This window comes from Vibrio aquaticus (assembly GCF_003970385.1).
Lineage (GTDB): Bacteria > Pseudomonadota > Gammaproteobacteria > Enterobacterales > Vibrionaceae > Vibrio > Vibrio aquaticus.
Genome location: NZ_RXZH01000004.1, coordinates 1 through 26,931, shown reverse-complemented (window position 1 = coordinate 26,931; position 26,931 = coordinate 1). Strand labels below are relative to the sequence as shown.

The 26,931-nt window shown below is 45.5% G+C and carries 20 protein-coding genes and 1 pseudogene; 10 read left to right on the top strand and 11 right to left on the bottom strand.

The window, feature by feature from the left end; genetic code table 11:
- Nucleotides 1–89 precede the first annotated feature (89 nt).
- The 4 genes from EJ063_RS10765 (at nucleotide 90) to EJ063_RS10750 (ending at nucleotide 5,752) form a co-directional block, all read left to right on the top strand.
- Entirely contained in the window at nucleotides 90–2,471 is a 2,382-nt protein-coding gene (locus EJ063_RS10765) for an efflux RND transporter permease subunit (protein ID WP_126574289.1), read from the top strand.
- A gap of 12 nt (nucleotides 2,472–2,483) precedes the next feature.
- Nucleotides 2,484–3,278 (top strand): outer membrane lipoprotein-sorting protein, encoded by a 795-nt coding sequence (locus EJ063_RS10760; RefSeq protein ID WP_126574288.1) that lies wholly within the window; start codon nucleotides 2,484–2,486, stop codon nucleotides 3,276–3,278.
- Nucleotides 3,279–3,285: 7 nt separating this feature from the next.
- Nucleotides 3,286–4,467: a hypothetical protein gene (locus tag EJ063_RS10755; RefSeq protein WP_126574287.1), complete on the top strand. Its 1,182-nt coding sequence runs from the start codon at nucleotides 3,286–3,288 to the stop codon at nucleotides 4,465–4,467.
- A 184-nt stretch (nucleotides 4,468–4,651) separates the two neighbouring features.
- Nucleotides 4,652–5,752 (top strand): GGDEF domain-containing protein, encoded by a 1,101-nt coding sequence (locus tag EJ063_RS10750; protein WP_126574286.1) that lies wholly within the window; start codon nucleotides 4,652–4,654, stop codon nucleotides 5,750–5,752.
- Nucleotides 5,753–5,756: 4 nt separating this feature from the next.
- Here the strand turns inward: EJ063_RS10750 and EJ063_RS10745 are convergent, their stop codons facing one another.
- The 3 genes from EJ063_RS10745 to EJ063_RS10735 all read right to left on the bottom strand — a co-directional run bounded on the left by EJ063_RS10745 (nucleotide 5,757) and on the right by EJ063_RS10735 (nucleotide 8,634).
- The gene (locus tag EJ063_RS10745; protein WP_126574285.1) at nucleotides 5,757–6,692 is read right to left on the bottom strand and encodes an ABC transporter substrate-binding protein; all 936 of its coding nucleotides are present in this window, start codon (nucleotides 6,690–6,692) and stop codon (nucleotides 5,757–5,759) included.
- A complete protein-coding gene (locus tag EJ063_RS10740) occupies nucleotides 6,683–7,687 on the bottom strand; it encodes a sensor domain-containing diguanylate cyclase (RefSeq protein WP_126574284.1) in 1,005 nt (334 codons plus the stop codon). The genes EJ063_RS10745 and EJ063_RS10740 overlap by 10 nt, the downstream gene beginning before the upstream one ends.
- Nucleotides 7,688–8,145: 458 nt before the next feature.
- Entirely contained in the window at nucleotides 8,146–8,634 is a 489-nt protein-coding gene (locus tag EJ063_RS10735; RefSeq protein ID WP_126574283.1) for a GNAT family N-acetyltransferase, read from the bottom strand.
- 255 nt (nucleotides 8,635–8,889) lie between these two features.
- On the opposite strand from EJ063_RS10735, the gene pheS reads away from it, so the two are divergent.
- From pheS to EJ063_RS10715, 4 genes are all read left to right on the top strand, one after another.
- Nucleotides 8,890–9,873, top strand: coding sequence for a phenylalanine--tRNA ligase subunit alpha (pheS, locus tag EJ063_RS10730; protein ID WP_004413586.1), 984 nt, complete (start codon nucleotides 8,890–8,892; stop codon nucleotides 9,871–9,873).
- 18 nt (nucleotides 9,874–9,891) lie between these two features.
- On the top strand, nucleotides 9,892–12,297 hold the full coding sequence (gene pheT / locus EJ063_RS10725) for a phenylalanine--tRNA ligase subunit beta (RefSeq protein ID WP_126574282.1): 2,406 nt from the start codon (nucleotides 9,892–9,894) through the stop codon (nucleotides 12,295–12,297).
- A gap of 522 nt (nucleotides 12,298–12,819) precedes the next feature.
- Nucleotides 12,820–14,493: a midas domain-containing protein gene (locus EJ063_RS10720; RefSeq protein WP_126574281.1), complete on the top strand. Its 1,674-nt coding sequence runs from the start codon at nucleotides 12,820–12,822 to the stop codon at nucleotides 14,491–14,493.
- Between the two features lie 36 nt (nucleotides 14,494–14,529).
- Complete coding sequence (locus EJ063_RS10715) at nucleotides 14,530–15,687, top strand: hypothetical protein (protein ID WP_126574280.1); 1,158 nt, start codon at nucleotides 14,530–14,532, stop codon at nucleotides 15,685–15,687.
- A gap of 192 nt (nucleotides 15,688–15,879) precedes the next feature.
- Here the strand turns inward: EJ063_RS10715 and EJ063_RS10705 are convergent, their stop codons facing one another.
- From EJ063_RS10705 to EJ063_RS10685, 5 genes are all read right to left on the bottom strand, one after another.
- Nucleotides 15,880–16,881 (bottom strand): metal-dependent hydrolase, encoded by a 1,002-nt coding sequence (locus tag EJ063_RS10705; protein ID WP_126574279.1) that lies wholly within the window; start codon nucleotides 16,879–16,881, stop codon nucleotides 15,880–15,882.
- 213 nt (nucleotides 16,882–17,094) lie between these two features.
- Entirely contained in the window at nucleotides 17,095–18,603 is a 1,509-nt protein-coding gene (locus EJ063_RS10700; protein ID WP_126574278.1) for a DUF3360 domain-containing protein, read from the bottom strand.
- 502 nt (nucleotides 18,604–19,105) lie between these two features.
- The gene (gene gltS, locus EJ063_RS10695; protein WP_126574277.1) at nucleotides 19,106–20,332 is read right to left on the bottom strand and encodes a sodium/glutamate symporter; all 1,227 of its coding nucleotides are present in this window, start codon (nucleotides 20,330–20,332) and stop codon (nucleotides 19,106–19,108) included.
- A 157-nt stretch (nucleotides 20,333–20,489) separates the two neighbouring features.
- A complete protein-coding gene (locus tag EJ063_RS10690; RefSeq protein ID WP_126574276.1) occupies nucleotides 20,490–20,942 on the bottom strand; it encodes a hypothetical protein in 453 nt (150 codons plus the stop codon).
- Between the two features lie 36 nt (nucleotides 20,943–20,978).
- Entirely contained in the window at nucleotides 20,979–22,319 is a 1,341-nt protein-coding gene (locus EJ063_RS10685) for an MATE family efflux transporter (protein ID WP_126574275.1), read from the bottom strand.
- Between the two features lie 104 nt (nucleotides 22,320–22,423).
- Between EJ063_RS10685 and EJ063_RS10680 the strand changes: the two genes are divergently transcribed.
- Nucleotides 22,424–23,377, top strand: coding sequence for a LysR family transcriptional regulator (locus EJ063_RS10680; RefSeq protein ID WP_126574274.1), 954 nt, complete (start codon nucleotides 22,424–22,426; stop codon nucleotides 23,375–23,377).
- Here EJ063_RS10680 and pncB read toward each other — a convergent pair.
- Nucleotides 23,374–24,597, bottom strand: a complete 1,224-nt coding sequence (gene pncB / locus EJ063_RS10675) for a nicotinate phosphoribosyltransferase (protein WP_126574273.1) — start codon at nucleotides 24,595–24,597, stop codon at nucleotides 23,374–23,376. The two genes, EJ063_RS10680 and pncB, sit on opposite strands and share 4 nt — an antisense overlap.
- Before the next feature lie 179 nt (nucleotides 24,598–24,776).
- Here pncB and EJ063_RS10670 point away from each other — a divergent pair, with 179 nt between their 5' ends.
- Nucleotides 24,777–25,433 (top strand): isochorismatase family protein, encoded by a 657-nt coding sequence (locus tag EJ063_RS10670; RefSeq protein WP_126574272.1) that lies wholly within the window; start codon nucleotides 24,777–24,779, stop codon nucleotides 25,431–25,433.
- A 79-nt stretch (nucleotides 25,434–25,512) separates the two neighbouring features.
- On the opposite strand, the gene EJ063_RS10665 is transcribed toward EJ063_RS10670, so the two are convergent.
- Both EJ063_RS10665 and EJ063_RS10655 read right to left on the bottom strand, forming a co-directional pair.
- Nucleotides 25,513–25,851 carry a thiamine-phosphate diphosphorylase gene (locus tag EJ063_RS10665; protein WP_167469903.1) on the bottom strand — a complete coding sequence of 113 codons (339 nt, stop codon included), beginning with the start codon at nucleotides 25,849–25,851 and terminating at the stop codon, nucleotides 25,513–25,515.
- Between the two features lie 973 nt (nucleotides 25,852–26,824).
- A pseudogene (locus EJ063_RS10655) lies at nucleotides 26,825–26,931 on the bottom strand (IS30 family transposase); the annotation flags it as partial.

Genomic DNA, 26,931 nt, shown 5'->3' with positions numbered 1-26,931 from the left:
TTTTTCATTTGAGCTTTGTTACTTAAATACCAGCACTTGCTGGTTTTTAAGTAATGAATTTTGACGAAACGTCACAAACGGAGAGTGTGATGAATACGAAACAAGCAACCTCAAAACAGCCCCCCAACTGGTTAATGATGCCGACTCGCTTTAGTTGGTGGGTACTACTAATCACGATATGTTTGGTCATCGCCGCTACCATTGGAGGCAAAAACCTCTATTTTAGAGGTGACTACAACATTTTCTTTGATGGAGAAAACAAGCAGCTAAGAGCCTTTGATGAAATTCAAACCACCTTCGCGAAATCGGATAACCTGGCACTTGTCATTGCGCCTAAAAGTGGCAATGTTTTCGAACCTGAAACTCTCACGCTAATCCAACAGCTCACCCAAGAAGCATGGCAAGTTCCTTATTCAAGCCGCGTAGACTCTCTTGCCAACTATCAGCATACCGAAGCTACTGACGATGACCTGATCGTAGAAGACTTACTGCTCGATGAATATCAGCTCACGCCAGAACGCATCGCCAAAATCAAACAGATCTCCTTGTCTGAGCCAGTCGTTAAACATTCGATGATCTCTGAAAAAGGCGACGTGTCGGTTGTGAATATCACGGTTCAACTGCCAGAAATTGATGAAACCGCAGAAGTGCTTGAAGTGGTCTCTGCCGCCAACCAACTGATCGACAAATACCAAACACTTTACCCGAATGTGGAATTTCATAAAGCGGGAATCATAGCGATGAATCATGCGTTTATGATGGCGGCTCAAGATGATACCTCAACGCTTGTTCCAACGATGTTAGCCGTCATATTGGTGTTTTTAACTGTGATGCTACGTTCAATACTCAGCGTCATCGCGACATTGGTTGTGATTATGGGTTCAGTCGCCGCAACGATGGGGCTGTCTGGTTGGGCGGGTATGTTCTTAAGTACCGCGACCGTGAACATTCCTACCTTGGTCATGACCCTTGCGGTTGCTGACTGTGTACATGTCATTGCGACCATGCGTCAAAATATGAAGCTTGGCTACAGTAAACATTATGCGATTGATCAAAGCATCGCGATCAACTTCATGCCGATTTTGATTACCTCAGTGACCACCGCCATCGGTTTTTTGATGATGAATATGTCGGACTCACCGGTACTGCGCGACTTTGGTAACCTTGCTGCGCTGGGCGTTATGATTGCTTGTCTGCTCTCGGTCTCTTTACTTCCTGCGCTACTAAAAGTGCTACCGATAAAAGTGAACGCTGTCGATGCTAGTAACTCAACCCCAACGGATGTGATGGATAAGCTAGGTGATTGGGTTGTGAAAAACAGAAACGCCTTACTCCCGCTCTCGGCGGTTGTGATCGCGGTCTCTGCAAGCTTATTACCACTGAACAAAATCAACGATGAATCGGTGAAGTATTTCGATTCTCGCAGCGAGTTCCGCAGAGCTGCCGACTTTATGGAAGCGCGTATCAGTGGGATGAGCAACATTAACATCGTAGTGAAAAGCCGAGAGTCACAAGGTATTGCCGATCCGGTGTACCTACAAACCATCGGAGATTTCACCAATTGGCTTCGTCAGCAGCCTGAAACCGATCACGTGGCGACTTTATCTGATGTGTATAAGCGTCTAAACAAGAATATGCACGGTGACGAAAACAGCTATTACACCCTACCTCTAGACCGCGAGTTGGCTGCTCAGTACTTACTGCTTTACGAAATGTCGTTGCCATATGGCCTTGATCTCAACAACCAAATCAACGTTGATAAATCTTCAATCAAGATGGTCGCAACCGTCGCCAATTTGGGCAGTGTTGAGATGGTCGATCTCGAAAATCGTATCTATCAATGGTTTGCTGATAACGCGCCTCAATACGAGGTTGTTGCGTCAAGTCCAACTCTAATGTTTGCACACATCGGTGAAACGAACATGGCAAGTATGCTCTCAACGTTACCCATTACCCTGATTTTGATTTCGGCGCTGATGATCTTCTCATTACGATCGCTGAGGCTCGGATTGATCAGCATTGTCCCTAACATGGCGCCTGCGATTATTGGCTTTGGTTTATGGGCGCTGTTCTCAGGTGAAATCAACTTAGGTTTATCTGTGGTTGTGACGTTAACCCTTGGGATTGTGGTTGATGATTCGGTGCACTTCCTTTCTAAGTATCAACGTGCACGTAAGCAAGGGCAGTCAGCAGAAGAGGCAGTTCGATATGCCTTCCACACCGTAGGCCGCGCACTTTGGATCACGACGGTTGTGTTGGTCGCAGGCTTCTCTGTCTTGGCGATGTCGAGTTTTAGGCTCAATGCCGATATGGGACAGCTCAGTGCGATTGTAATTTTCATCGCGTTAGTGGTCGATTTTGTTTTCCTCCCAGCACTGCTAATGAAATTCGATACCGCGAGCTATACCCAAGACGACACTCAGACCCTTAATACAAGTACTGCTCCAGCAACGACTCAATTACAAAGTTAAAAGGATGTCACGATGAACGTAAAACAGAACTCAATAATCAAAACCATCGCGCTAACAGCTTTGTTCGCTCTAAGTAGCCAAAGTTTTGCCTCGCCAGAGAAAGGGCTCGAAATCGCCAAAGAGCGCAAAGCGAGAGATGAAGGTTGGGGGGACTCTGTCGCCACCATGCAGATGATTCTTAAAAACGCTCAAGGGGAAAGCAGTACTCGTGAAATGCGCCTTAAATCCTTTGAAATCGCCAACGATGGAGACAAAGGATTAACCATTTTTGACCAACCAAGAGACGTGAAAGGCACGGCATTTTTGAATCATTCACACAGTGTCGATGCCGATGACCAGTGGCTTTATTTGCCAGCCCTCAAGCGTGTAAAACGGATCTCATCACGTAACAAATCAGGCCCGTTTATGGGCAGTGAGTTTGCTTATGAAGATCTCAGCTCATTCGAGTTAGAAAAATACACTTTCAACCATCTTGGCGACAACGAATTCAATGGTGTCCAAGTTCACTTATTAGAACAAGTCCCGACCGACAAAAACTCTGGCTATACCAAACAATTGGTATGGCTAGATAGCGAGCATTATCGACCTGTGCAAGTGGAGTTCTATGACCGCAGAGGTTCGTTACTCAAAACCCTTAAGTTTGATGACTATAAGCAGTACTTAAACAAGTATTGGCGAGCACACACTATGGCGATGGTTAACCACCAAACCGGTAAAAGCACCTTATTGACGACCAGCAATTTGGACTTTCAAACCGGACTTCGAGAGAAAGACTTTGAGAAAAACGTATTAAAACGTGTGAAGTAGAGGCGGTATGAAAACAATCTTAAGCACAGCAGGTCGTTTATCGGCTTGCGCTTCTCTTACTGTTTTGGCGTTACAATGTCACGCATTTGAGTTGTCTGGACAAATTAACGTTGAACACCGCCAGTTCGCAAATGATGGGTTACAAGGTCAAGACAAAGGACAAAGTTCGATTGTGTTGCAGCCGGAGCTTTATTGGCAGGTCGGTGACAGCTCCGATTTTACCTTGACGCCGTTTTACCGCTTAGACAGCTTGGACGATGAGCGTAGTCACGGTGATATTAGAGAAGCACTGTATCTGACGTACTGGGATGATTACGAATTTAGGGCAGGTATTGGAAAGGTATTTTGGGGGGTGACAGAGTCTGCACACCTTGTTGATGTGGTTAACCAAACCGATGCGATTGAGTCGGTTGATGGGGAAGATAAGCTCGGTCAGCCGATGATTCATTTCACGTCAATTAAGGAGTGGGGCAACGTGGATGCGATGCTGCTTCCTTATTTCAGAGAGCAAACTTTCTCAGGAGTGGATGGACGTTTAAGACCAACGCTGCCGGTATCCAACGATGCGCTGTATGAATCCTTAAAAGAGGAAAAGCATGTCGATTATGCGCTGCGTTACTCGCAAATGATGGGTGATTGGGACATCGGCGTCAGCTACTTTCAAGGGACCAATCGCGACCCATATTACCAACTGAAGGGTAGCGAGCTAAAACCCTACTATGCGCAAGCAAAGCAAGTGGGTGTTGACGTTCAGGGTATTGTCGAAGATTGGCTATGGAAGTTTGAAAGTATCTATCGTGATAGTGCTGATCACCATGTGGGTTTAGCCACTGGGTTTGAATACACGGTGGTGGGCGCTTTCGAGACAGTTTGGGATGTGGGACTGATCGCGGAATATCTTTATGACAGTCGAGGCAACAATGCGCAAACCATAGGTCAAAATGATCTGTTTGTCGGGGCTCGGCTTGCTCTCAACGATGCAGACAGCAGCGAAGTGTTGGTTGGAATCACCCAAGACCTAGATAACTCTGATGTCTACAGTGCGAAGTTAGAGGCATCGAGTCGACTAACCAATCACTTAACTTGGAGGATTGATGGCTACTTGTTCGAGAATGAAACGCCCGATGATTTGCTTTATTTCGCAAGAAAAGACGATTTCATTGAAATGTCGCTAGAGTATTATTTTTAACCAATCATCAACAATTTTGGTATGTGACATCCATTCCAAACAAAAGGGGGGTTGATCCAGATCCCTTTTTTCGTGATTCAGCAAATGAATGAGTAAAAATGTAGGTAAAATTACACATATTGGATAAGGTTATTATAAAAGCACTCGATCCTAGTGAGAGGGGGTGCACAAGAAAGGAGCCTTAATGAAGTCTTTTGAGTGGGATACTTGCTACGAAACAGGTATTGATAATGTTGATGAACAGCATCAATTTCTGGTCGGACTCATCAACCGTTATGGTTCGTTGATTGCTGAGAACAATATCTCAATCTGTGATATTCGAATGGCGTTGTTTGAACTTTCTCGTTATGCAGAATTCCATTTCAAGGAAGAAGAGAATTTGATGCGCTCAGTGGGTGTGTATTGCAGTCACATTGAAGAGCATATCAAATGTCATCGTGCGTTTATGGCTGACATCATCAGTATGCAGGCGTTTATTAGTGAAGAAAACAAAAAAGCGTCAGAGCAGCTGTTCAATTTCCTTATTCATTGGTTGGCTTACCATATTTTGGGTATTGATAAGAACATGTCTCGTCAAGTGGACCTTGTTAAAGCAGGTGTAGATCCGAGAAAAGCGTGGGAAAATGAAGAAAAGCGGCAAGATAGTTCAACTGAACCACTACTGAAAGTCTTGAATGGCTTGTTTGAGCAAGTTTCTGAGCGAAACAAAGAGCTGTTAGAGCTCAATCAATGCCTAGAAGACAAAGTCAAAGAGCGCACTAAGCAGTTGTCGCAGGCGAACAAGCAGCTTGAAGAGCTTACGCTGACCGACTCACTAACTAAGCTTCCTAACCGCCGCTTCGCCATTCGTCAGCTCAAAGCGCATTGGCAAGAGTCTACATGCAATAATGAGCCTTTAGTCTGTATCATGATTGATGTTGACTATTTTAAGCAAGTTAATGATACCGCAGGGCATGATGCTGGAGACCACCTTCTTATTGAACTGGCTCAGACCTTGGCCGATTCGTTTCGAAGTGATGACTTTGTATGCCGTTTGGGCGGTGATGAGTTTTTTGTCATTTGCCCTAACACGGACCTACAGGGAAGCATCCATATTGCTGAGCTTACGCGCAAGAAAGTGAATCAAATGTCGCTACCGGTAGGTAACATTACATGGCAAGGCAGCATCAGCATTGGGGTGGGTGAACGCACCGAAGAAATGAGTGATTTTAATGAGTTGATCAAAGCGGCTGACAACGCTGTCTATGCCGCTAAGTCTCAAGGCAGGAATCGGGTTGCTTACTGAGCTATTAATGCAATTTCGTAATACGATCCTGAACGGCCTTAGGGAGCTCCACGTTCAATCTCTCAAGCTGAGATGAGTTAATATGCAGTTCACGGCCCTTAGTGGGTTGAATAGGCAAAGACTCCGGTTTCGCGCCGGATAAAATCTGCGCCACCAAATGCCCTGCTTGCACTCCGTTATCGAAAAAATCAAACCCTAGCGCCATTAACGCGCCTTGATTTACATAGTCGATCGTCCCCCCAATCGTCGGCACAGATTGAGCTTGTGCAATTTTGATGATCACCGGCAATGCACTCGCCACGGTATTGTCGGTTGGCAGATAGATAAGATCGACGTCCTCAATCAAAGACTTTGTTGCGAGCGACACTTGTGTGGATGATGTCACTGAGCGCTTAATTAACGTGAATTGGTGTTTCTCGGCGCTCTGTTCTAATAGGTCAACGATATAGCGGGAGTTATCTTCTCCAGGATTATAAAGAACACCAATGCGAGTTGCCGTCGGGAAAACTTCTCGCGTTAGTTGAATTTGTTCCTTTATGGGTGAGAGCGCAGATACACCAGTGATGTTTCCTTGAAGGTGAACTCCTGCATGTCTAGGGCTGCTGACTGCGGAAAAGACCATAGGGATACGTTTGTTAACACTCGCGGTAGTTTGAGCCGACGGAGTTGAGAGTGCCACCATCACATCAGGATTTAGCGCGACTTGCTGCCGAGCAATTTGCAGAGAGGTTCCCATATCGGCTTGGGCGACCGCATAATCGAAAGTGACGGTTTCATTTTCGATAAACCCCTCTTGGCGCAATCCTTCAATGATCCCTTGATACGCCATATCGAGAGCAGGATGGCGAACAAATTGATTAACCGTTACCTGATAGGCAGCATTAGCGGAAAATGTTTGCAAAGCGAGCGCTGCGTAAAACATCACACGAGTTAAGAGCATATTTGGCCTCGCTGATTTTTTCTCCGCTTATTTTCGTACATCTGTTTATCGGCAATTTCTAGTGCATTGTTAATGTCATTCGGCGGGGCGGGGTAGTTGAGAATTCCGGCACTAAACGCCGCATTACAGGGCACAGTCAGCGAAGCACAAATCGCCTCGTAGTGCTCAGTAATACGTTCGATGATCTTATCGACATCGATAGGCCTGCTTGAAGAACAAAATGCGACAAACTCATCGCCACCTAATCGAGCGCACAGATCGGAGCCTCGCAGCGAATCTTTTAACGCCTGCGCGAATCCTGAAATATAGGCATCCCCTATGCCGTGGCCCCAAGTGTCGTTAATCACTTTCAAACCATCTAAGTCAAAGTAAATGATGACGAGATTATGGTTACTGAATTGCCGAGACTCCAATAGAGCGTCGTACTTTTCAATAAGACCACGGCGATTTAGCACTTGTGTTAATTCATCATGATGAGATTCGTGCCGGACTTCGGCGAGTTGTTCTGCAGTATGAAGCTCTCTTTGAATAATATCTCGAATACAGCCCATCAAGTCGACTTGCTGGATATTATAGTTGGTTTCTTTGGTATCTAACGCGCAAAGCGTAGCGAACATTTCACCGTTACGTTTTTTAATGGGAAAACCCAGATAAGAAATAAAACCTTGTACCGTGAGCTCGGGATTGTCCTGCCACTTTTCAACATTCGAGGCATTATTAATATAAAACTGCTTTTTAGTATCATAGACCTCTTTACAGTATATATTGACCTCGCGCGGTATTATTTTCCCCGGGTTCGCGGTTATGTCATCTGTTTTAGCTAGGGCAATATTTTGATATCCAACATCAGACGTTAAGATGAGCCCAACAGCCGGGCAATCTAGAAAGCGAGCTACTTGCTGAAGTAATGTTTCCCACAACGTAATATCCATATCATTAAAGAGATCGTTTAAGGGTGTTTGGTCGCAGATTTGGAAAAGCGTCTTAATAGTCATATAGCAACTCAGTAAACCTATAAGTTCTAGGGATACTAGCTTAAATATTTATACGCAACCAAGTTTGTTTGAATAAGGCTAGGGTAGAGGAAATAGTGTCATTTGATATAAATATCGCGCTTTTTTTCTTGATTTTATATGGGTATTTTAAATTGTTTGTTTCTTTTGTTAAATAAGCAAGGGGAGGAGAGGATAAGGTTGCGTTTATAAAAGGTGTTGTTTTATAAATTTGATTGGGTGTTTTTTGTATTTTATACTAATCGGGTGTGGTTATTTTGGGTTGTTAATTAATAAAATTCATTTTAATCAGATGTTTACTATTTTTCGCTGTTCATCCTGTCCTCGAAAAATAGCTAAATGGAGAGTCCTGGCGCTCTTCGTCCCTCAAGGTTTCAATAAATGAACAGCAGGTGTCCCGGTTGCTCTGGTTATCCTTACTTATTTCGTGATATGAATCACTAATATTCAAAGCTTTTCAACATCCAAATGTCACAACCACCGTGTTCTGTGCCCTCTAATGGTTGGGTCAAGTGTTTGAATCCGAGCTTTTCATAGAGACGGATAGCCGAATCCATAGAAGAGAGGGTATCTAAATAGCATTGAGTGAATCTTTGTTGCTTGGCAAACGCTAAACATTGCTCACTCAGACTAGCGCCAATCCCTAAGCCTCGACTTTCTGGCAGTAAAAACAGCTTTTTCAACTCACAGGTCGTGCTTGAACCGTTGAAGGGGGCAATGCCACACCCACCAACTATGTTTCCGTTGAGAGTCGCGACTAGGTATACACTGTTTTTGTCTAATGTGTAGTATTGGCTCATTGCTTCCACTTCAGGATCTGATGGACCAAACCCTTCGCCAACTGCGCCAAACTCAGCCCCAACCGCTTTGATGATGGTGCAGATTTCTGCGTCATGCTCTGGGCGAATTGGCTCTATCAAAATTGTCATGTTACTTCCTTATAATTCGGCTCAGTCGTTAAATAGTTGGGTATTAAAAACCGTTTTATCAACCACTCAGTCGAAATTTTACCCAAAGGCAGTAAATAGGGCGATTTCAGTTTGGATTTGACTCGGTCATTCGTTACTATGTACAGCTATTTATAGACCCAAGATCCCGCCGGGCGATTGCAGTTATGTGATTGACCCAGAATGGACACTACCACTTATGCTTATTGTATGTAGGTGTAGGTAGATGAGGAAACGATGCAACATCTAGAAGAGATCATTGCTAACGCGAATGCCGCTATTGAAGCTGCAGATTCGTTAGTTGCACTTGATGAAGTGCGTGTTCAGTATCTAGGTAAGAAAGGTGAGCTAACGGCTCAACTTCAAAGCCTAGGTAAACTACCACCAGAAGAGCGCCGTGAAGCTGGTCAAGAGATCAACAAAGCGAAAGGCGTTGTTCAGCAAGCAATCGCAGCTCGTAAAGACGCACTACAACGTGCAGAGCTAGAAGCGAAGCTAGCCGCAGAAACAATCGACGTGACTCTACCAGGTCGTCGTATCGAGAACGGTGGTCTACACCCTGTTACTCGTACTGTTGAGCGTATTGAACAGTTCTTTGGTGAGCTAGGCTTTAACACTGAGTCTGGTCCTGAGATTGAAGATGCATTCCACAACTTTGATGCACTAAACATCGCAGAAGATCACCCAGCGCGTACTGACCACGACACGTTCTTCTTTAACCCAGATCTAATGCTACGTACTCACACGTCTGGCGTTCAGATCCGTACGATGGAAAATGGCAAACCACCATTCCGCTTCATCGCACCGGGCCGTGTTTACCGTAACGACTACGACCAAACGCACACGCCAATGTTCCACCAAGTGGAAGGCATGCTAGTAGACGAAAACGTAAACTTCGCACAGCTTAAAGGCATTCTGCACGACTTCCTATGTAACTTCTTTGAAGAAGAAGTTGAAGTTCGTTTCCGTCCTTCTTACTTCCCATTCACTGAGCCTTCAGCAGAAGTGGACGTGAAAGGTAAGAACGGTAAATGGCTTGAAGTTCTAGGTTGTGGCATGGTTCACCCTAACGTACTTCGCAGCGTTGGCATCGACCCTGAGAAATACTCTGGCTTCGCATTTGGTATGGGCGTTGAGCGCCTCACTATGCTTCGTTACGGCGTAAACGATCTTCGTGCGTTCTTCGAGAACGACCTTCGTTTCCTAAAACAGTTCAAGTAATCCAGGGGATACATCACTATGAAATTTAGCGAATCTTGGCTTCGTGAGTGGGTAAACCCTGCGGTATCGACTGACGAACTTACACACCAAATCACAATGGCGGGTCTAGAAGTAGACGACGTACTACCTGTTGCTGGTTCTTTCACTGGCGTTAAAGTAGGTAAAGTGGTTGAGTGTGGTCAACACCCAGACGCTGACAAACTACGTGTAACTAAAGTAGATGTTGGCGCTGAAGAACTTCTAGACATCGTTTGTGGCGCATCTAACTGTCGCCTAGGTATCAAAGTTGCTGTAGCGACTGTGGGTGCTGTTCTACCAGGCGATTTCAAAATCAAAAAAGCAAAACTACGTGGTCAACCATCACACGGCATGCTGTGTTCATTCTCTGAACTGGGTATCGACGTTGAATCTGATGGCATCATGGAACTAGCAGAAGACGCAGCAATTGGTACTGATTTCCGCGAATTCCTAGGTCTTGACGACGTAACAGTAGACGTAGACCTAACGGCTAACCGCGCGGACTGTTTCAGCATCCGTGGTATGGCGCGTGAAGTTGGCGTTCTAAACCGCGCTGACGTAACTGAGCCTGCAGTAAACGCAGTAGCACCAGTTATCGACGATACAGTTTCTATCGAAGTGAAAGCGACAGCAGCATGTCCACGTTACCTTGGTCGTGTGGTTAAGAACGTAAACGTTCAAGCTGAAACACCACTATGGATGCAAGAAAAACTGCGCCGTTGTGGTATTCGCTCTATCGACCCAGTCGTAGACATCACTAACTTTGTTCTTCTAGAGCAAGGCCAGCCAATGCACGCATTCGATCTTGCTAAGATTGAAGGCGGCATCGTCGTTCGTATGGCAGAGCAGGGCGAGAAGCTTACTCTTCTAGACGGTAACGAAGCTGAGCTAAACGCTGATACTCTAGTAGTAGCTGACCAAAACAAAGCACTGGCTATCGCAGGTATCTTTGGTGGTGAAGAGTCTGGCGTAACGACTGAAACTAAAGATGTACTACTTGAGTGTGCATTCTTCGCACCAGACCACATCCGTGGCCGAGCGCGTAGCTACGGTCTACACACGGATTCTTCAATGCGTTTTGAGCGTGGTGTGGATTTCGCACTACAAGCTAGCGCAATGGAGCGTGCAACAGAGCTTCTTGTTGAGATCTGTGGCGGTGAAGTAGCACCTGTTGTTGCTGTAGAGTCAGAAGCTGACCTACCAAAAGCAAACACAGTGTCACTACGTCGTACTAAGCTAGACAGCCTACTAGGTCACCACATTGCAGACAGCGATGTTGTTGAAATCCTAGAGCGTCTTGGCCTAACGGTAGAGACTACAGAGGCAGGTTGGACTGCGACAGCACCAACATGGCGTTTTGATATCGCAATCGAGCAAGACCTAATTGAAGAAGTAGGTCGCATCTACGGTTACGATAACATCCCTAACCAAAACCCAGCGGCAGCACTTAAGATGCACGATCACGTTGAAGCGAACATTCCGCTAAAACGCGTTCGTAACCTACTTGTTGATCGTGGTTACCAAGAAGCAATCACTTACAGCTTCGTTGAGCCAGAGCAGCAAAAGCTTGTTGTTCCAGCTGTTGAGCCGCTAATCCTGCCATTCCCAATCTCTGCGGACATGTCAGCAATGCGTCTAGGCCTAATCCAAGGTCTACTAAACACTGTGGTTCACAACCAGAAACGTCAACAGCCACGTGTTCGTCTATTCGAATACGGCCTACGTTTCATCCCTTGTGAGTCTGCTGAAAACGGTATGCGCCAAGAGCCTATGCTTGCAGGTGTTATCGCAGGTACTCGCAGTGAAGAGCACTGGGACATCGAAACTAACACAGTTGATTTCTTTGACCTGAAAGGCGATCTAGAAGCGGTTCTTGAGCTAACAGCTAACGAAGCGGCTTACTCTTTCGCAGCGCTTTCTGCTGAAGATAAAGCAGCGAACCCAGCGCTTCACCCAGGTCAATCTGCAGCTATCATCGTTGATGGCAAGCAAGTTGGTGTGATTGGTACCGTTCACCCAGAACTTGAGCGTAAGTTTGGTCTAAACGGCCGTACTATCGTATTCGAAGTGGAATGGTCTGCAATCAACACTAAAGTGATTCCTGAAGCAGTACAGCTTTCTAAGTTCCCATCAAACCGTCGTGACATCGCGGTCGTTGTTGACGAAGCAGTCGCTTCTGGCGACATCGTTGCAGCATGTCTAGAGCAAGGTGGTGAGTTCCTGAAAGATGCGAAACTGTTCGACGTTTACGTTGGTAAAGGCGTTGAAGAAGGTAAGAAGAGCCTAGCAATCGCACTGACGCTACAGTCAGTAGAGCGTACGCTTGAAGATGCAGACATCGCTGGTGCGGTTGACGCTATCGTTGCTCACGTATCTGAGAAGTTTGGTGCGTCACTGCGTGACTAATCCGAATGACTAAGCGTTAAGCTTACAGTCTCTAATGAAAACCCTGCCACTGAAAAGCGGCAGGGTTTTTTATTGGCTTAGATTCCCAATCATAGGTCATAACACGCGTCGTTCAGCTGTCTCTGCTCAAGCAAAGATTCGTATGTTTAATCTTGTTTACCTTAGCTTTTTTGTTGCGCTAGTGAAAAATGAGCACTCAAATGGAAGCAATGATGACTTATGCAGATCATTCTCAGTTACATTTGACAGATTGAAAGTGTGATCTAGTTTATAAAATTGACTTAGTAAGTTCTGATTTTGCGAAACAAATCATCAAGTTCTAAATTACTAATTTCTAAAGTATTGGTGGTATGAATGGATTTGCTTGTTAATGATCAATGTGTCAATAAGTGTTTGTTTTGTTATAACATTGGTTTTGTCAATAGTACAAATGTGATAGAAAGTCTCACTATTGTAAAAAAAGTCTCTAAGTATTAATTTTCGTCCAACGTTAGTTCCGTGCAACAATATGGATAATTATAGATGAGACTTAACGCTATTTCTTTGGCGCTTAGCTTGGCTAGTGCTGTCACCCTTTCTGGGTGTAATGACGATAGTTCGACCTCAAGTACAACCCCCTCTACTCCTTCTGCGAATAGCTACAGTGTTACTGCCATTGATGGCTATTTGCGTAATGCCCGTGTTTGGTTGGACCTGAACGGCAACTATGTGTTAGATGAAGGCGAGCCAAACGCCCTTTCTGGTATAGGCGGTGTTGCTGACCTTGATGTCACTAATATTGCTAACCCGGAACAATACCCCGTTGTCGTACAAGCGATAGCAGGGCAAACCGAAGATGAAGATGATCTAGGTGTATTGATATCGGATGACTATATGATGTCTGCCCCTGCCGGTGAAAAAGATGTCACACCTTTAACCACACTCGTTCATGTGCTCATTGAGCAAAATACCACAGATTCAGATGACGCAGCGGCAATTGAAGCGGCGAAACAAGCGGCGATTCAACAAGTGGCTGATCAATTGGGCCTAGATGAAACCCAAATTCTGGGTGACTTTGTTGAGTCGGGCGTTCAAGCGGCGGCCTATGCGGCTGAGAACATTGTTGACGCCAATGTATTGCCTACTACCCCGACAGAGTTGGAGCAGGTTGCAGAAGACTCAGCAAACGGAACCAAATTCTTATCAGTGACCGCTTCTGTTAATAATAAGATCAAGCAGAAAATTGAAGATGTTGCGGAAGGTAATGGCACAACTTTCGACAATGTTGGCGGTGCAACGGTTGGAATCAACTTTTCTGTCGATGACGACGATGACGGTGTACCAAACGATCTCGATGACTTCCCCAATGACCCAACCGAAAGCCTTGATTCGGACGGCGATCGTACCGGTAACAATGCAGATCTGAATGACGATACCGTTGACGGTGAAGATGATATTTACCCAGATGCTATTGATGCCTTTCCTACTGATCGTTCACGCGCAGGTGATCATGATTTGGATGGCATAGACAGCGTAGATGATGCATTCCCACAAGATAAAACCGAGTGGAGTGATAACGATAGCGACGGCTATGGCGATAACATCGACTTATTTGATGATGACGCGAGTGAGTGGGCTGATGCGGACGCTGATGGTTATGGTGATAACCAAGACCCGTTTGATGACGATCCTACCGAATGGGCCGATGCGGACTCAGATGGTTACGGAGACAACCAAGACTTGTTTGATGATGATCCAACAGAGTGGGCAGACGGTGACAATGACGGGTTAGGTGACAATGAAGATGACCAATATCTCAATGATACCGATAACGACGGGTACAACAATGATATTGATGAATTTCCAACCGATGAAACCGAGTGGGTCGATGCTGATAGTGATGGGCTCGGAGACAATGAGGATGATCAGTATCCGAATGATTCAGACAACGATGGCTATGCCAATGATGTTGATGCTTTCCCTAACGATTCTACCGAATGGGCTGATGCTGACAATGATGGGCTAGGTGATAACGAAGATGATCAATACCCAGGAGATGGGGATAACGACGGTGTCGCCGATGAGAGTGATAACTGCCCTGCAACACCAAATACAAACCAAGCGGATGAAGACAAAGATGGACTTGGTGATGCGTGTGACTCTAACTCAGCACTAACTTGGGATAACACCAATTGGGATGATGCGACTTGGCAATAGCCGACTCGATGAAATGAAATTGAAAGGAACTAAAACATGAAATACACAAACACAACTTTGTTGGCTACAAGCATCAGTCTGCTTTTTTCATCGTCTGCGCTGGCAGCAGTACCCCACACATTTAGCTCGGGCACCCCGGCGTTGGCAAGTGAAGTCAATGCTAACTTCTCGGATTTAGATACGCGTATTTCTGATTTAGAGAACTCAGCAACGGATGCATATACGACAGTGAGCGTCGATTGTGACGCTGACTCAACGGCACTAGCGACGGCACTTGAGGATTCCCGTAATACTTCGACTCGCACTACGTACAACATTACCGGTACTTGTGATGCGGTTGAAATTACTCGCAACGACGTGCGTATTGACGGCGGAGGCACAGCGTCAATTGCTGCGTTTAACGATCCAGACTGGGACGGAGAATCGGTATTTATTGACGGTCAATCAAACGTTCGCCTGCAGAATCTAACACTAGAGGGCAAGGTGTCAGCACGCAACAATTCCAACGTTCGTTTCGAAAATGTAGCGCTGCCGACAGGAGTTCCAGACGGTGATGAGTATGTAATTAACGTCGATATTCGAACGTCTTACCTACGTATTAATGGCGGCTCAATCAATAACCTGGCTCTACGTGCTAGCAGAAACTCGACGGTAGATATAAAAGGCAGCGTAACGGGTAATGCAGACCAAGTGATGTCTGACGTGAATTCGTCAGTTGTGATTGATAATGACTCAGTGAGCCTGGGTATCGTAGAAGCGATTGGAAGCTCATTCATTTTCGCAAATGCGATTAATGCGTCGAAAGTCGTATCTGAAAGTGGTTCTGTTGTTGAAGCGGATGCGATGACGGTATCAGGTAACATCGAAGCTTACGGTAACTCTCGCTTAGCAGTTTGGGGAGATGCGACAGTAAATGGTGAAGTGTTGGTATCGAAAAACAGTTCGTTCAGTGTTTCTGATGGCGGTGGTTTAACGGCTAGCACACTAGAGTGTCAGTTTGGCTCGACATTTGATATTGAAGGTGACGTGGATCTTACAGGCACCTTTGATTGGGATAACTACATTGCACTCAATCTGCACCAGAGCTGTCATGGTCAAATTGGTGGTACATTCAATGAGTATTTTGGCATTGATAACCACTCAACATTGATTGATGGAAACTGGACTACGATTGAGCCACCAGTTGTTCCTTAATAAAGGATGCCAACAGTACTGAACCGAGTTAGTCGCTCACGTTCTCTACCTTGATACCAAGAAGCTGGCATTGCGTTTCGCAAGCCAGCTTTTTTTAATGCTTGTAACTCAGTCTTAGAAATCAACATGTAGTCAGCAGGGTATCTAGAAGGCGACGCAACGTGCCGGGTGTTAGGTCCCCATCCGGCTTGGCTAAAAATCGAATAGCATGTCGGAAAAGATCTGTCTCGATTCTGAGCTATTGTCACGGTGTGTCATATATTCAACATGCTCATCCGCACTCGCTGATGGTGATAGCTTGATGCTCCATAGTGCATTGAACCGATTGGGTACCATTGAATATCGTACATCTATGATATTGAGTTCGTCGTCGGGGGAGCTCGCTAGAAAGCCATTTGAAAACTGTCTGAAACGTTCAATGTCTTTGCCTTGTTGTGAATTGGGGTCGAGCCAAGGAAAATCCCGGCTTAGGTTTAGCTTTGCGATGGCCTCTCCGGGATAGGTTTTTATTGAACCAGCCACTCGAATGGCATCAACATGGTAGTCCTCCTTCGTTTCGTAAATGACCTTCCAAACTAAAATATTCGCGAAAGTCGGCTTGGCTTCTAATCGAATCGGTATGTGTTGTCGTTCTTTCGCGAGTTGCCACCCAACCGCTTCAGCTCTGTCTCTTTGAATCATGCCAAGCGTGGGATAAGTTAACGCCCAAATAACGGCAATACGTGCAAGCCAAGCGTTTCGTTTTAGCATTGCGAAGACGAGCAATATCAATATTGGAAGAGTGAAGGCTGGATCAATCACGGACACAGCATTCCAGGCGTAACGTTCAGTGGTTAATGGCCAAAACAGCTGAGTACCATAAGAGGTACAAGCATCTAACAATGCGTGAGTGCTATAACCAAGTGCGCTATAAAGCCAGCTCTGTTGAAATGATAGTTGGAGTTTTTTGCTAAATAGCAGGTATAAAACCAGAGCACATAAGAAGCTACCAAAAGGGATAAAAAAGAGTGAATGGGTAAACTGACGGTGGAACTCTAAGAAGAGTAAAGGATCGCGTTCAGACCGAATCAATACATCCAGATCGGGTGCCATTCCAGCGACTAGCCCGAAAAAGCCTGCCGCAAGTAAGTGCTGCTTTTTGCTCGCCGATAGAGAGAGGGAGGCGCCCAGTACACCTTGCGTTAGTGGGTCCATCAATTAACTCATTGATTATGTATTAATTAATAGTAGATGATTCGATGAGCTTCACCACCCAAAATGCCAGTAATGCGAGTGAGCGCCGCGCATTGCGACCAACTTTGGTCACTCAATTTCTCCTACGTTGTACTCCTGATACCAGTGAGCTGTATTCTTAGTGAAGATTAGAAAAACGGTTTAGCACCACAGTACTAAACCGTTTAAATCTGGTTAACGAAAGCTTGGAATAATTGCAGGAATACCTGGAAGAAGACCAACTAACGCCATCACACTGGTTAGCACGACAAACATGATGCCAGGCAATACCCAACGGCTCATTTTACTCAGTTCACCGCTACGTTCTTTACATCCTACCAAGCCTAAGTTGTCTAACAGCATGGTGAGTGACCAACCAAATGCAGGGTTTACGAGTGCTGATGAAAACACAACAATCGCAGCTGATTGGGTGGTTTTCCCTTCACGCGTCATCTCCATTCCAGCTTCTAGCAATGGAACGAATACACCAACAATTAACGCCACACAAAGTACCGGTTGCCAGATAGCTAAATCCATCGGGTAACCCCAAATTGCGGCAATAATACAAAACAGAGCCGTCAGCAAAGCGCCAGCAGGAATAGGGCGTTTAGCTATAGCGGCTGGCACGATATAAGTACCCCATGAAGAGGTAAAGTTAGTACCACCGAGCAAAGAACCAAACGTCTGACGAATTGAAGCTGTGGTCATGGTGTCGTCAATGTTCATGTGTACTTTTTCGGTACGTTCTGGATAGCTGATTTTTTGAAATACTTGATGGCCTAAGAAATCTGGCGACCACATCGCTACGGCTAGAATGGCAAACGGCAATACCACCATGAAATGTTCAATTGTCGGCAGGCCTAGCATCCAACCTGTATCTTCTCCCCACCAATACATAGGGTTCATATGAGGAAAACCAGGCTCGGTTTGGAAAGAAAACGGTGCGCCCATAGCAAAAGCTAGCGTGCCACCCAGCAAGCAACTAAGAGGGACTGCTAGCCAACGCTTACGGAAATGTTCCAATAGCGCATATAAAATAATGGTACAAAAGATCACGACGAAAGCGATGTGACTCATACCAATGCCTTCTGCCCAAGCGAATAGCTTTTTGACTTGAGAAACGGTCCCAACAAAGCCTAGGTAAAGCAACAAGCCGCCACACACGCCCTTACTGGTGAGATTGGCCAACATGCTGCCACCTTTACTGATGGCCAACAGTAAGCCAAAAGCGCCAATCAGCAAGCCAAAGGCCATAGGGTGTCCGCCAGCGGCAACAACAATAGGAATTAGAGGGATGAGTGGGCCGTGTGTACCTGCGAGGTTAGCGGTCGGCAATAGAAAGCCAGAGAAAAGAATAATGAAAACTGATGCTATCAGTAATTCATAACGAACATTTTCTAGAATGAACCCTTCATTTAGCCCCAGAGCCCCGGCAAAGGTTGCTGCAATCGCGCCCACCATAACCACTTTACCAATGGTCGCCGCCATTGCTGGGATGGTGTCTTCAATCTCAAATCGATAATCTTTAAACGGCAAATTTGGACGCCAGCGTTTCGGCGACATGATTTGCAATTCGTGCTCTAGATACTGCTCTCGGGACTCAAATTCAGAGCTTGGTTTGTGTTGTTGTTCATAACTGAGTTCATCCTCATTGGCTTGAGGCTTATCTGTTCTTATATGTGCGGACTCTAAAGTGCTGCTCATTTTGATTCCTTTCATTCACACTCTGAGGTGTGTTGTTCCAACAAACGTAATGTACTCGCGGTATGTCGATGCCGCGGAGTAGTGATTGATAGTCGTTCTTCTACAAAGAATTCGATAAATCTCTATTAGGGGTAACTTGAGTCATTGTTTAAAAGTGAAGATGACTGACTAAGAATAGGGTCGAAAACAAGCATGAATATCGTTGGTATTGTTGTAAAAAGCTTGAGGTTCACAGTTAAATATAAAGAACAAATTGCCCTATCAATAAACGAATCATTGAAGTCGCTAGTACCTTAAACCAAACTCAAAAAAACAAATAGTCTCAGTGAGTTAGACATTAGTCGTAGAGTTAACCTGCTGGGATGAAGAGGTTAGATAATTGAGATGAAATTTATCGATAAAAATAAGGCCTCACAATTGTGGGGCCTTATGTGTTGCGTTAGATGATTAGTAGGACATCAAATCATGAAGAAAAATGCCGGATGTATTTATGGCGCTCGTTCTAGCCGAGTACTTTTAAGAAGTAAGGAATGATCAGCGCATTTGCGAGATCGATAAAGAAAGCACACACCAACGGCACAATGATAAAGGCTTGGTGCGAGTTTCCGTATTTTTGGGTCACTGCTGACATGTTCGCCATTGCCGTTGGAGTCGAACCTAACGATATTCCACCAAAGCCAGAACACACGACAGCAGCATCATAGGTTTTGCCCATCAGAGGGAACACAATAAATATGGCAACTAAGATGGCGACAATGAATTGAGCACCAAGAATGATGAATATTGGCCCCGCAAGGTCGACTAACGCCCACAATTGCATGCTCATCAGCGACATTGCCAAAAACGCGCCAAGTGCCATATCTGCAATCAGCGCGACAGCAGGTTGCCGTGACGGCCAGCGAGTTCCGGTCAATCTTCGGTAGTTACTCGGTATTAGGTTGGAAATCAAAATACCGGCAAACAGGCAGGTCACAAACAGTGGTAAATCTAAACCAATCTCGCTGACCACTTCATTCAGAATACTACCAATAATAATACAGATATGAATGGCTAATACGGCGTCTAAAAAGTCATAAGAGGTGATCTTAGGATCAGGTTTAGTGGGTGAAGTGCCCACATCCATCCGCTCAATCTTGCTTGGTGTTAAGCTGTGTTTGTTAATTAGATATTTTGCGATTGGACCACCCATCAAACTGGCGAGAATCAAACCAAACGTGGCACTCGCGATACCAATCTCCATCGCGGTTTGAAGATCAAACATCTCAGCAATTCTAGGTGACCAAGCGATCGCGGTACCATGGCCACCAATCAATGACACACTACCACTTAGCATGCCAACTACTGGGGGCTGATCCAGCAAGGTTGCGACGCCAATCCCTGTTAGGTTTTGGATCAGCATGTAGCCAATGGTGATGATCAGTAATACGACTAATGGCTTACCACCCTTGAGAAGATCTTTGAAGCTAGCGTTTATACCTATGGTTGTGAAGAAATAGACTAACAACAGGTCGCGGGTCGCGAGGTCAAACTCAACGTTGATACCCACGGCGTAATAGATAAGCGTAAAGATGACAGAGACCAGAATACCGCCTGAAACTGGCTCAGGAATGCTGAACTCTTTAAGAAACGAACTCATTTGAGTCAGTCGACGACCCAAGAATAAAACGACAATACCAAGAGTGACTGCGAGAAAAGACTCTATACGCAACACACCGTCTACAAATTCCATATGTACTCCGGATGAAGGGTTAGTTATCTGATACGGTAATATGCATCTCTGTGTTTAATCAAGGCTTGTTTACAAAGACTTAGAGCGAAAGTCGCAAACATTGTAGATGTCGTCACTGTTCGGTTTTGTTCGGGGGAGAAGAGTGCTTGAAACGGCGTTAATGAGACGTGATTTCAATGCCCACTGCAGTCAGCCTATCGGTAGGGATACGCGCTTGGCTTTGATACCAACAAGCTGGCATCGCGTTCTGTAGGCCTGCTTTTTTTAATGCTTCTAGCTCGGCTTTCGATATCAACACATAGTCAAGCAGGGTATCCAGAAGTCGACGTAAGTTGCTTGGCGTCAGCTCTCCATCTCGCCAGTAGCGCTTTATCTCTCCAATAACCACGCTAAGTGGCACGACAGGTTCAAGGGCTGACTCTTTTATGACTGTACAGAGGGTAGAGCGAGCAACGCTTTGGCGGGCTAGTTCCCAATCCGGCTTGCCTTGCTTACTGACGTAATCGTGTTTGTAGCAGTAGTAGCTATATAGAAAGCGCTCGATTTGATGCCATCGCTGCGCTTTTACTTCTAAATAGATATGTTCAAATTCGAGTTCTAGATCGGTCATAGCATAGCTCTTGATGATGAGCTGCGAGTGTATCGCTTAGCTCATCGCCATCGCAAGTGAATCTGTGTTGCGCTGCTTTCTAATCGCAAAGATAAGTTGTATGAGCAGTAACACGCCAGTTACACCCAAACCAATGCCGATACCACCCCAGATGCCCGCCAGTTCAAACTCTGGCATGAGTAGCCATGCTGCCGGCAGACCAAATGCCCAATAACCAATTGCAGTCATAATGGTCGGACCCATAACTATCTTCATGCCACGCAGTAGGTTTATCGCCAGCAATTGCCATGCATCAACAACGAATGACAGCGCGACGACCCAAAGAACCATCGTCAGTAAATGGGTTAGGTCAGCGTCTAGATTAAAGATACCGGCGATAAGCTCAGGCCATAACATGAAACCACCTGCCAAAATGACACTCAGTAGCGTGGTGATACCAAAACTGCGCAGAGCAGTGCGTTTGATGCCGTCATAGTTTTCAGCGCCGAAGTCTTGCCCAACAAGAATGGCTGCAGCTTGTGAGAAGCCAAAGTTGATGTTCCAAGTAAAGCTTAAGCATTGCAATAGAATTTGGTGTAGCGCTAACGCAGCAATACTGATAGTTCCAGCCATCAATGTACCGCCGTAAATGAGTCCATGCTCAAGCAAAGCCGCCATTGCGATAGGCAAACCCATAGCAAGTAGGGGAGTGAGAAGCGACAGTGAATATTCTTCGCGATTTAGCCACGGTGCAAACGGCGCGTACTCTGGGCGCTTAAATACCCAAAGTGTGTAGCCAATCATCACGATAAATGCCGCTAACGCCGTTCCTGCACCAAGCCCGGCTAACCCCAAGTCGAAGCTAAACGCCAATACATAACTAATTGGCACATTCAGCGTGACGGTTAGCAGCGACATGACCATGATCGAGCGGACATTACCAAAAGCACTGGTTAAACCGCGCAGCACAAGTAGAAGTAGTGACGGAAGCATCGCCCACTTTAAAGCATCAACATACTGCATAGCAGGTGCTGCAAGTTCGCTTGGTTGATTGGCAAGGGCGAGCAGCTCTGGCACAAAGGCAAAGCTGATGGTCAGAAGGACGGTGAGAATGATGGAAAGTAACACTGCACCTTTAACAGCAAGACGAATTTGTTGATTGCCAAATTCAGGTCGTGCGACACGTTGCCCGTAGGCTATGGCGATCAAGTTAGCGACACAGCCAACCGTGCTGCCTGCAATGATAAATACGAACGAATAGACAGACGCGCCTAATCCTCCCGCCGCAATGGCAGACACACTTAATCGCGACATCATCCATACATCAGTCAACACCAACGCCATAGAGATCATTTGCGAGATAATAAGTGGAATGGCCAAGGAGAGAATTTTTTTCATGATGCGCCTCGTGATCGTTATCACACAAAGGTACGAGTTATGCTGGTGGCATTCAAATGACATTTATGCCACTCTTACATGAGTTCAGATCATGCGAGGTGATTATGTCTCCGTATTCCTACCTACCTTATTCTCACAATGCACTGAAAGTGTTTGAAGTGGTGGCTCGTGTAATGAGTTTCACCAAAGCCGCTGATGAGCTCAATGTTACCCAAAGTGCTGTTAGTAGGCAGATTAAGCAGCTTGAAGATGAGTTAAGTTCTTCATTAATTCTTCGCAAGCATCGAGCGTTTGAACTGACTCCTCGTGGGCAAGAGTTATTCGCAGTTCTTAGGCAAAATTACCATAACCTAGACTTATTACTTGCACAGTGGAAAGTGCCGGTCAAAAAACGCATTGTGATAAAAAGTGCGTTGAGCTTTGCTACTCGCGTATTGATGCCAAATGTCGCGATGCTTAACGAGCGGTATCCAGAGCATGAGATTGTGATTATTCCCGCTATAGAAGAAGATCCAGATTTAGCTGTCGAAGATTGTGATTTGTTGATCATCAACTCGAAAAATCGAGAACGTTATCTTAATAAGGCGGGGATTACGGTATTGCGAGAGGAATACATGGCGCCCGTGTATGCCGAGCTACTGGCTGAGAAGAGTATCGAAATTCATGATTTGTTAGAAATGCCACACCTGCACGCCACTCTTGATCATCAAGATTGGAAATTTTGGCTTAAGAACGCGAACCTTAAAGGGGTTAAACAAGGAAGAGACACGGTATTCTATAGCTTGGATTTAGCGCTGAGTGCGTGTCTCTCAGGGCAGGGCGTAACGGTGACAGACCTTCTACTTGTTTTGCCCGAGCTTAATAGGCAGTTTTTGAAATGCCCAGAGCGGATTAGTTTGCAACACAGTGAATGGCAGTATTTCTGTTATCAGAAGAACCCGAGTCCAATTGCTAACGAGATTTTAGAGTGGCTGCAGGCGCAAACTGAGCAAGATGTCGCACAACTTAAAATGTTATGCGACAAGTTCAAATGGTCTACCCAAGAAGTGCTCATTTAAGCGGAGAGACCGTAGTCTTGCTTTAGCCGCGCAAGAAAATTCTCATCTTCACACATGGCTTTTTCGGGTTCATCGCTGATCTTCGCGACTGCTTGGCCGTTGCACTCGGCAAGCTTGACCACCATCGAAAGTGGCTGGTAGTGCTGGTTATTGTACTCCCAATCGCCCATATCGTTGGCTAGGAAGGTACCAATGCCGAAACTCACGTTGGCTCGGCCGTCAAAGTATTCGCAAATTGACATCGCGCGCTCAAAGTCTAATCCATCAGTAAAGATGAGGGCTTTCGACATTGGATCAATCCCTAACGCTTCATAGTGCGCAATCATCTTGTCTCCCCAGATTAGTGGGTCGCCCGAATCATGCCTTACGCCAGAATAAGCGTTGGCTCTTTGCGTCGTGAAATCTCGCAAAAACGCATCAATGCCAATCGTGTCGGTAAGTGCGATACCAAGTTGCCCATCAAATGTACTCAACCATTTATCTAAAGCGATTTGCTGAGACAGAGCCGGTTCGCACAATGCTTGGTGAGCCATAAACCATTCGTGAGCTACCGTACCAATCGGAGTTAGGCTAGTTTGCTTCGCCAGATGGTAATTGCTTGTCCCGGTCAAGAGGTGCGGTACTTCTTGGTTTAGATAGCTGAGCGTCTCTTGTTGCACTTTAGCGCTGAATCGGCGTCGGCTACCCATCTCAGAAAACTGAAAGTTGTTGATCTTTCGGCGTTCTAGCTCTTTGCATAGGTTTTCGACTTTATTCTCTAATACTTGCTTGAAATGTTTTGTAGGAATGTTGTCCCAACGCTGTCGGCTGCGTACCTCAGAGATGATGCTCATGGCTAACGTTTCGTACAAGATGGTTTCGTGCCAAATTCCGCTAATAGAGATGCTCAGCTGGTGGCCTTTTACTGATACCGTCACCTGTGTTTCAGGGGCAAATTGAAACCCTTTGAGGTAACAAAGAAAAGACTCACTTAGGTAAGGTGAACACGTGGTCAAGTACTCAACATCATCTTGAGTAAAGTTAAGATGCGCGAGTTGATTGATTTCCGCTTCCACTTGTTCTTTTAGGAGGCTGATATCCTCATTGGAGCGAACGATAAGCTCGTAACGCACCGTGGTTTGAGGATAGTGTGTGAATGCAGCGAACATCATATTGATTTTGTACACATCCAAATCGAGTGCACTTTGAATAATACGGTCGCTGAAAAGTGAGGCAGACATTCGGCCTTCCTGTTGTGTTACTAGGCTTGGTGAAGTGTCGCACTCTAGATAAGGCCGCGTAGATTGTCAAATGACGCGCGCATTGCAAGGTTTGTTGTAAATCAGATGTATTATTGGTGGGATTGCGTATTATAAATCGGTTAAAATTTCCCGCTAATCCGATGTTCAAGGAAGCCTATATGCCAGTCACTAAAGTAGAAGTTACCCGATCTCGCACAGCCTCAGTTGATGTGGACCCGCAAAAAGGATTTAGCGAGCTATGTCCGGCAGAACTTCCTGTTGTTGGAGCACTAGACATTGTTGAAGAACTCAAACGCAACCATGAAAAAGCCTCGATAAAAGTAGTGTCGCGCGATATGCATCCTCCTGGAGCAGCGTGGGAGGCGGAAACGCCAGAGCAGATGCTAGAAGCAGTAGGGTTACCCGAAGTAGACATCAAGTGGAACCCACACTGCGTGATAGGGACAACAGGTGTCGAACTTTTACCCGGTTTACCTGCGATTCGAGACTATGATTTTCAGATCAATAAAGGGATCGACCCAGACGCTCACCCTTATGGTGCTTTTTACCATGACCAAGCGGATACACTCTCGACTGGTGGTATTGAATATTTGCGCTCTCGTAAAATAGAGACGGTGATTGTTGGCGGCCTAGCTTTGGATTTCTGCGTGAAAAAGTCAGTCGAACAATTGGTGGATGCGGGGTTTAATGTCATTTTGAACTTGGCTTCAACCCGAGCGGTTTTTCCTGATAATGCTCAACAAGTAGTGGAACATTTAGAGCAAATGGGTGTGATTGTCGTAAACGACGCACATGACATCTTGGCGACAGAATAGATCGAGGGGTTCGTTGGTTAAGGTATATTAGTTAAGGGAAGGTAACATGAGCCTTCCTTGGCTCATGCGCTTGAACATCTTAGATGCAAAGCGCGAGTGTTCCAGCGATCATCAATACGATAGTTGCATACCAGAAGTATTGTGACTTATTGTCTGCAACATGGACCTTGATGAAGTTGATCTCTTCATTTGCTAGCATGCAGAAATCGTTGTAGTTAATCGCTAACTCACGCTGAGCTTCTTTTAAATCTTCTTGCAGCTTATTGAATGCGTTGTCCACATAAGCTTTAGCTTCTAGGGCGGTCGCACCGGTTAAGGTAAGGCCATTCCAGACTGCCATTCGTGATTCGTACTCGCCTTCGCTTACGCAGTTAAGCACACGCAAATCATATTCACGCTTGATGCGCTCTTTGCTCATTTTTGCTGGGCAAATATCTTTCAAATCGTTCACGAAAATTACTCCAATAGAGATTTTATAGATGTAAACAGAGCCAAAACGGCTCAAAACGGTAAAGTTGAATTCACATTCAAAGGTCGATCTATAAAACGGTAATTCGATACGTTTGGTTTCTCGGAATAGTAGGGGGATGAATAAGGCCCAGCAACTTAGTCATTTTGTCTTCACGATAAATTCTTTTTCAGGCATTTGGCAGCAACACACCTGAGTGGATACTCGCCCCTAAGTATTCGGCTTGGGTCTTAGGAAATATGTCACGGTTGGTTTTTTGATCATTCCAAAAATTAGGAAACACTTTGCAACCTAATTGCATAGCGTATGATATGCTAGGTACAAATGTATGTTGGTTTTCATTAGGTTAGATTGACGAGCGCCGCGGTGGTTACAAGGAAAAGTAGCAGCTATGCTGGTGGTTAGTCTTACTTAATGTGGGTTAATTAGCGTTATGTTTACTTGTATTTCAAAGGCTAAAAGGTCTTAGGCTTTAGTTCTTTGTCCCTCTAGCAATCCGTTCCTAGTAGACTCAGCAAATCCGCATTATCGGTCTAAGTTCTTGAATCTCTTAGCCCGTAAAACATGCCAATGTTCGTGGGTTGCTTCATTGTCAGGTCGTGGCGGTCGGGTTCTTGTTTAACTGGCTTTAAGTCGCTTTTAGGTTCTTAGCCAATTAGCATTTCAGCTTGGCAGTTGCCTCGGCAATTTGCCATTGTTTTGCGCTTTTGTTGGAAAGATAGGGCGCTTGTTGTTACTTGGCGGGGGTGCCTCATTGGGCAGGGAAGTGGGCTTACTTGTTTTAGGTTGGTCGCCTTTGTCGGTCAAGTTGGTTTCAGCCTTGTGGTTTGCTTCAGAAAACTGGTTAGAAATAGCAGTTCTTTCTCAAGTAAATCATGCGTTTGTGGTAAAACTTAGTATCAAGTTTGAAGTGCGACACTTTTTACAGATGCGCATGAATATACTCCTGTGGTGTAAAGAACCCAAGTCTTTTCCTTGGGCGCGAGTTTAGCTTTCCAGCTATTTGGTTACAGAGCCTCTGTGTCACGT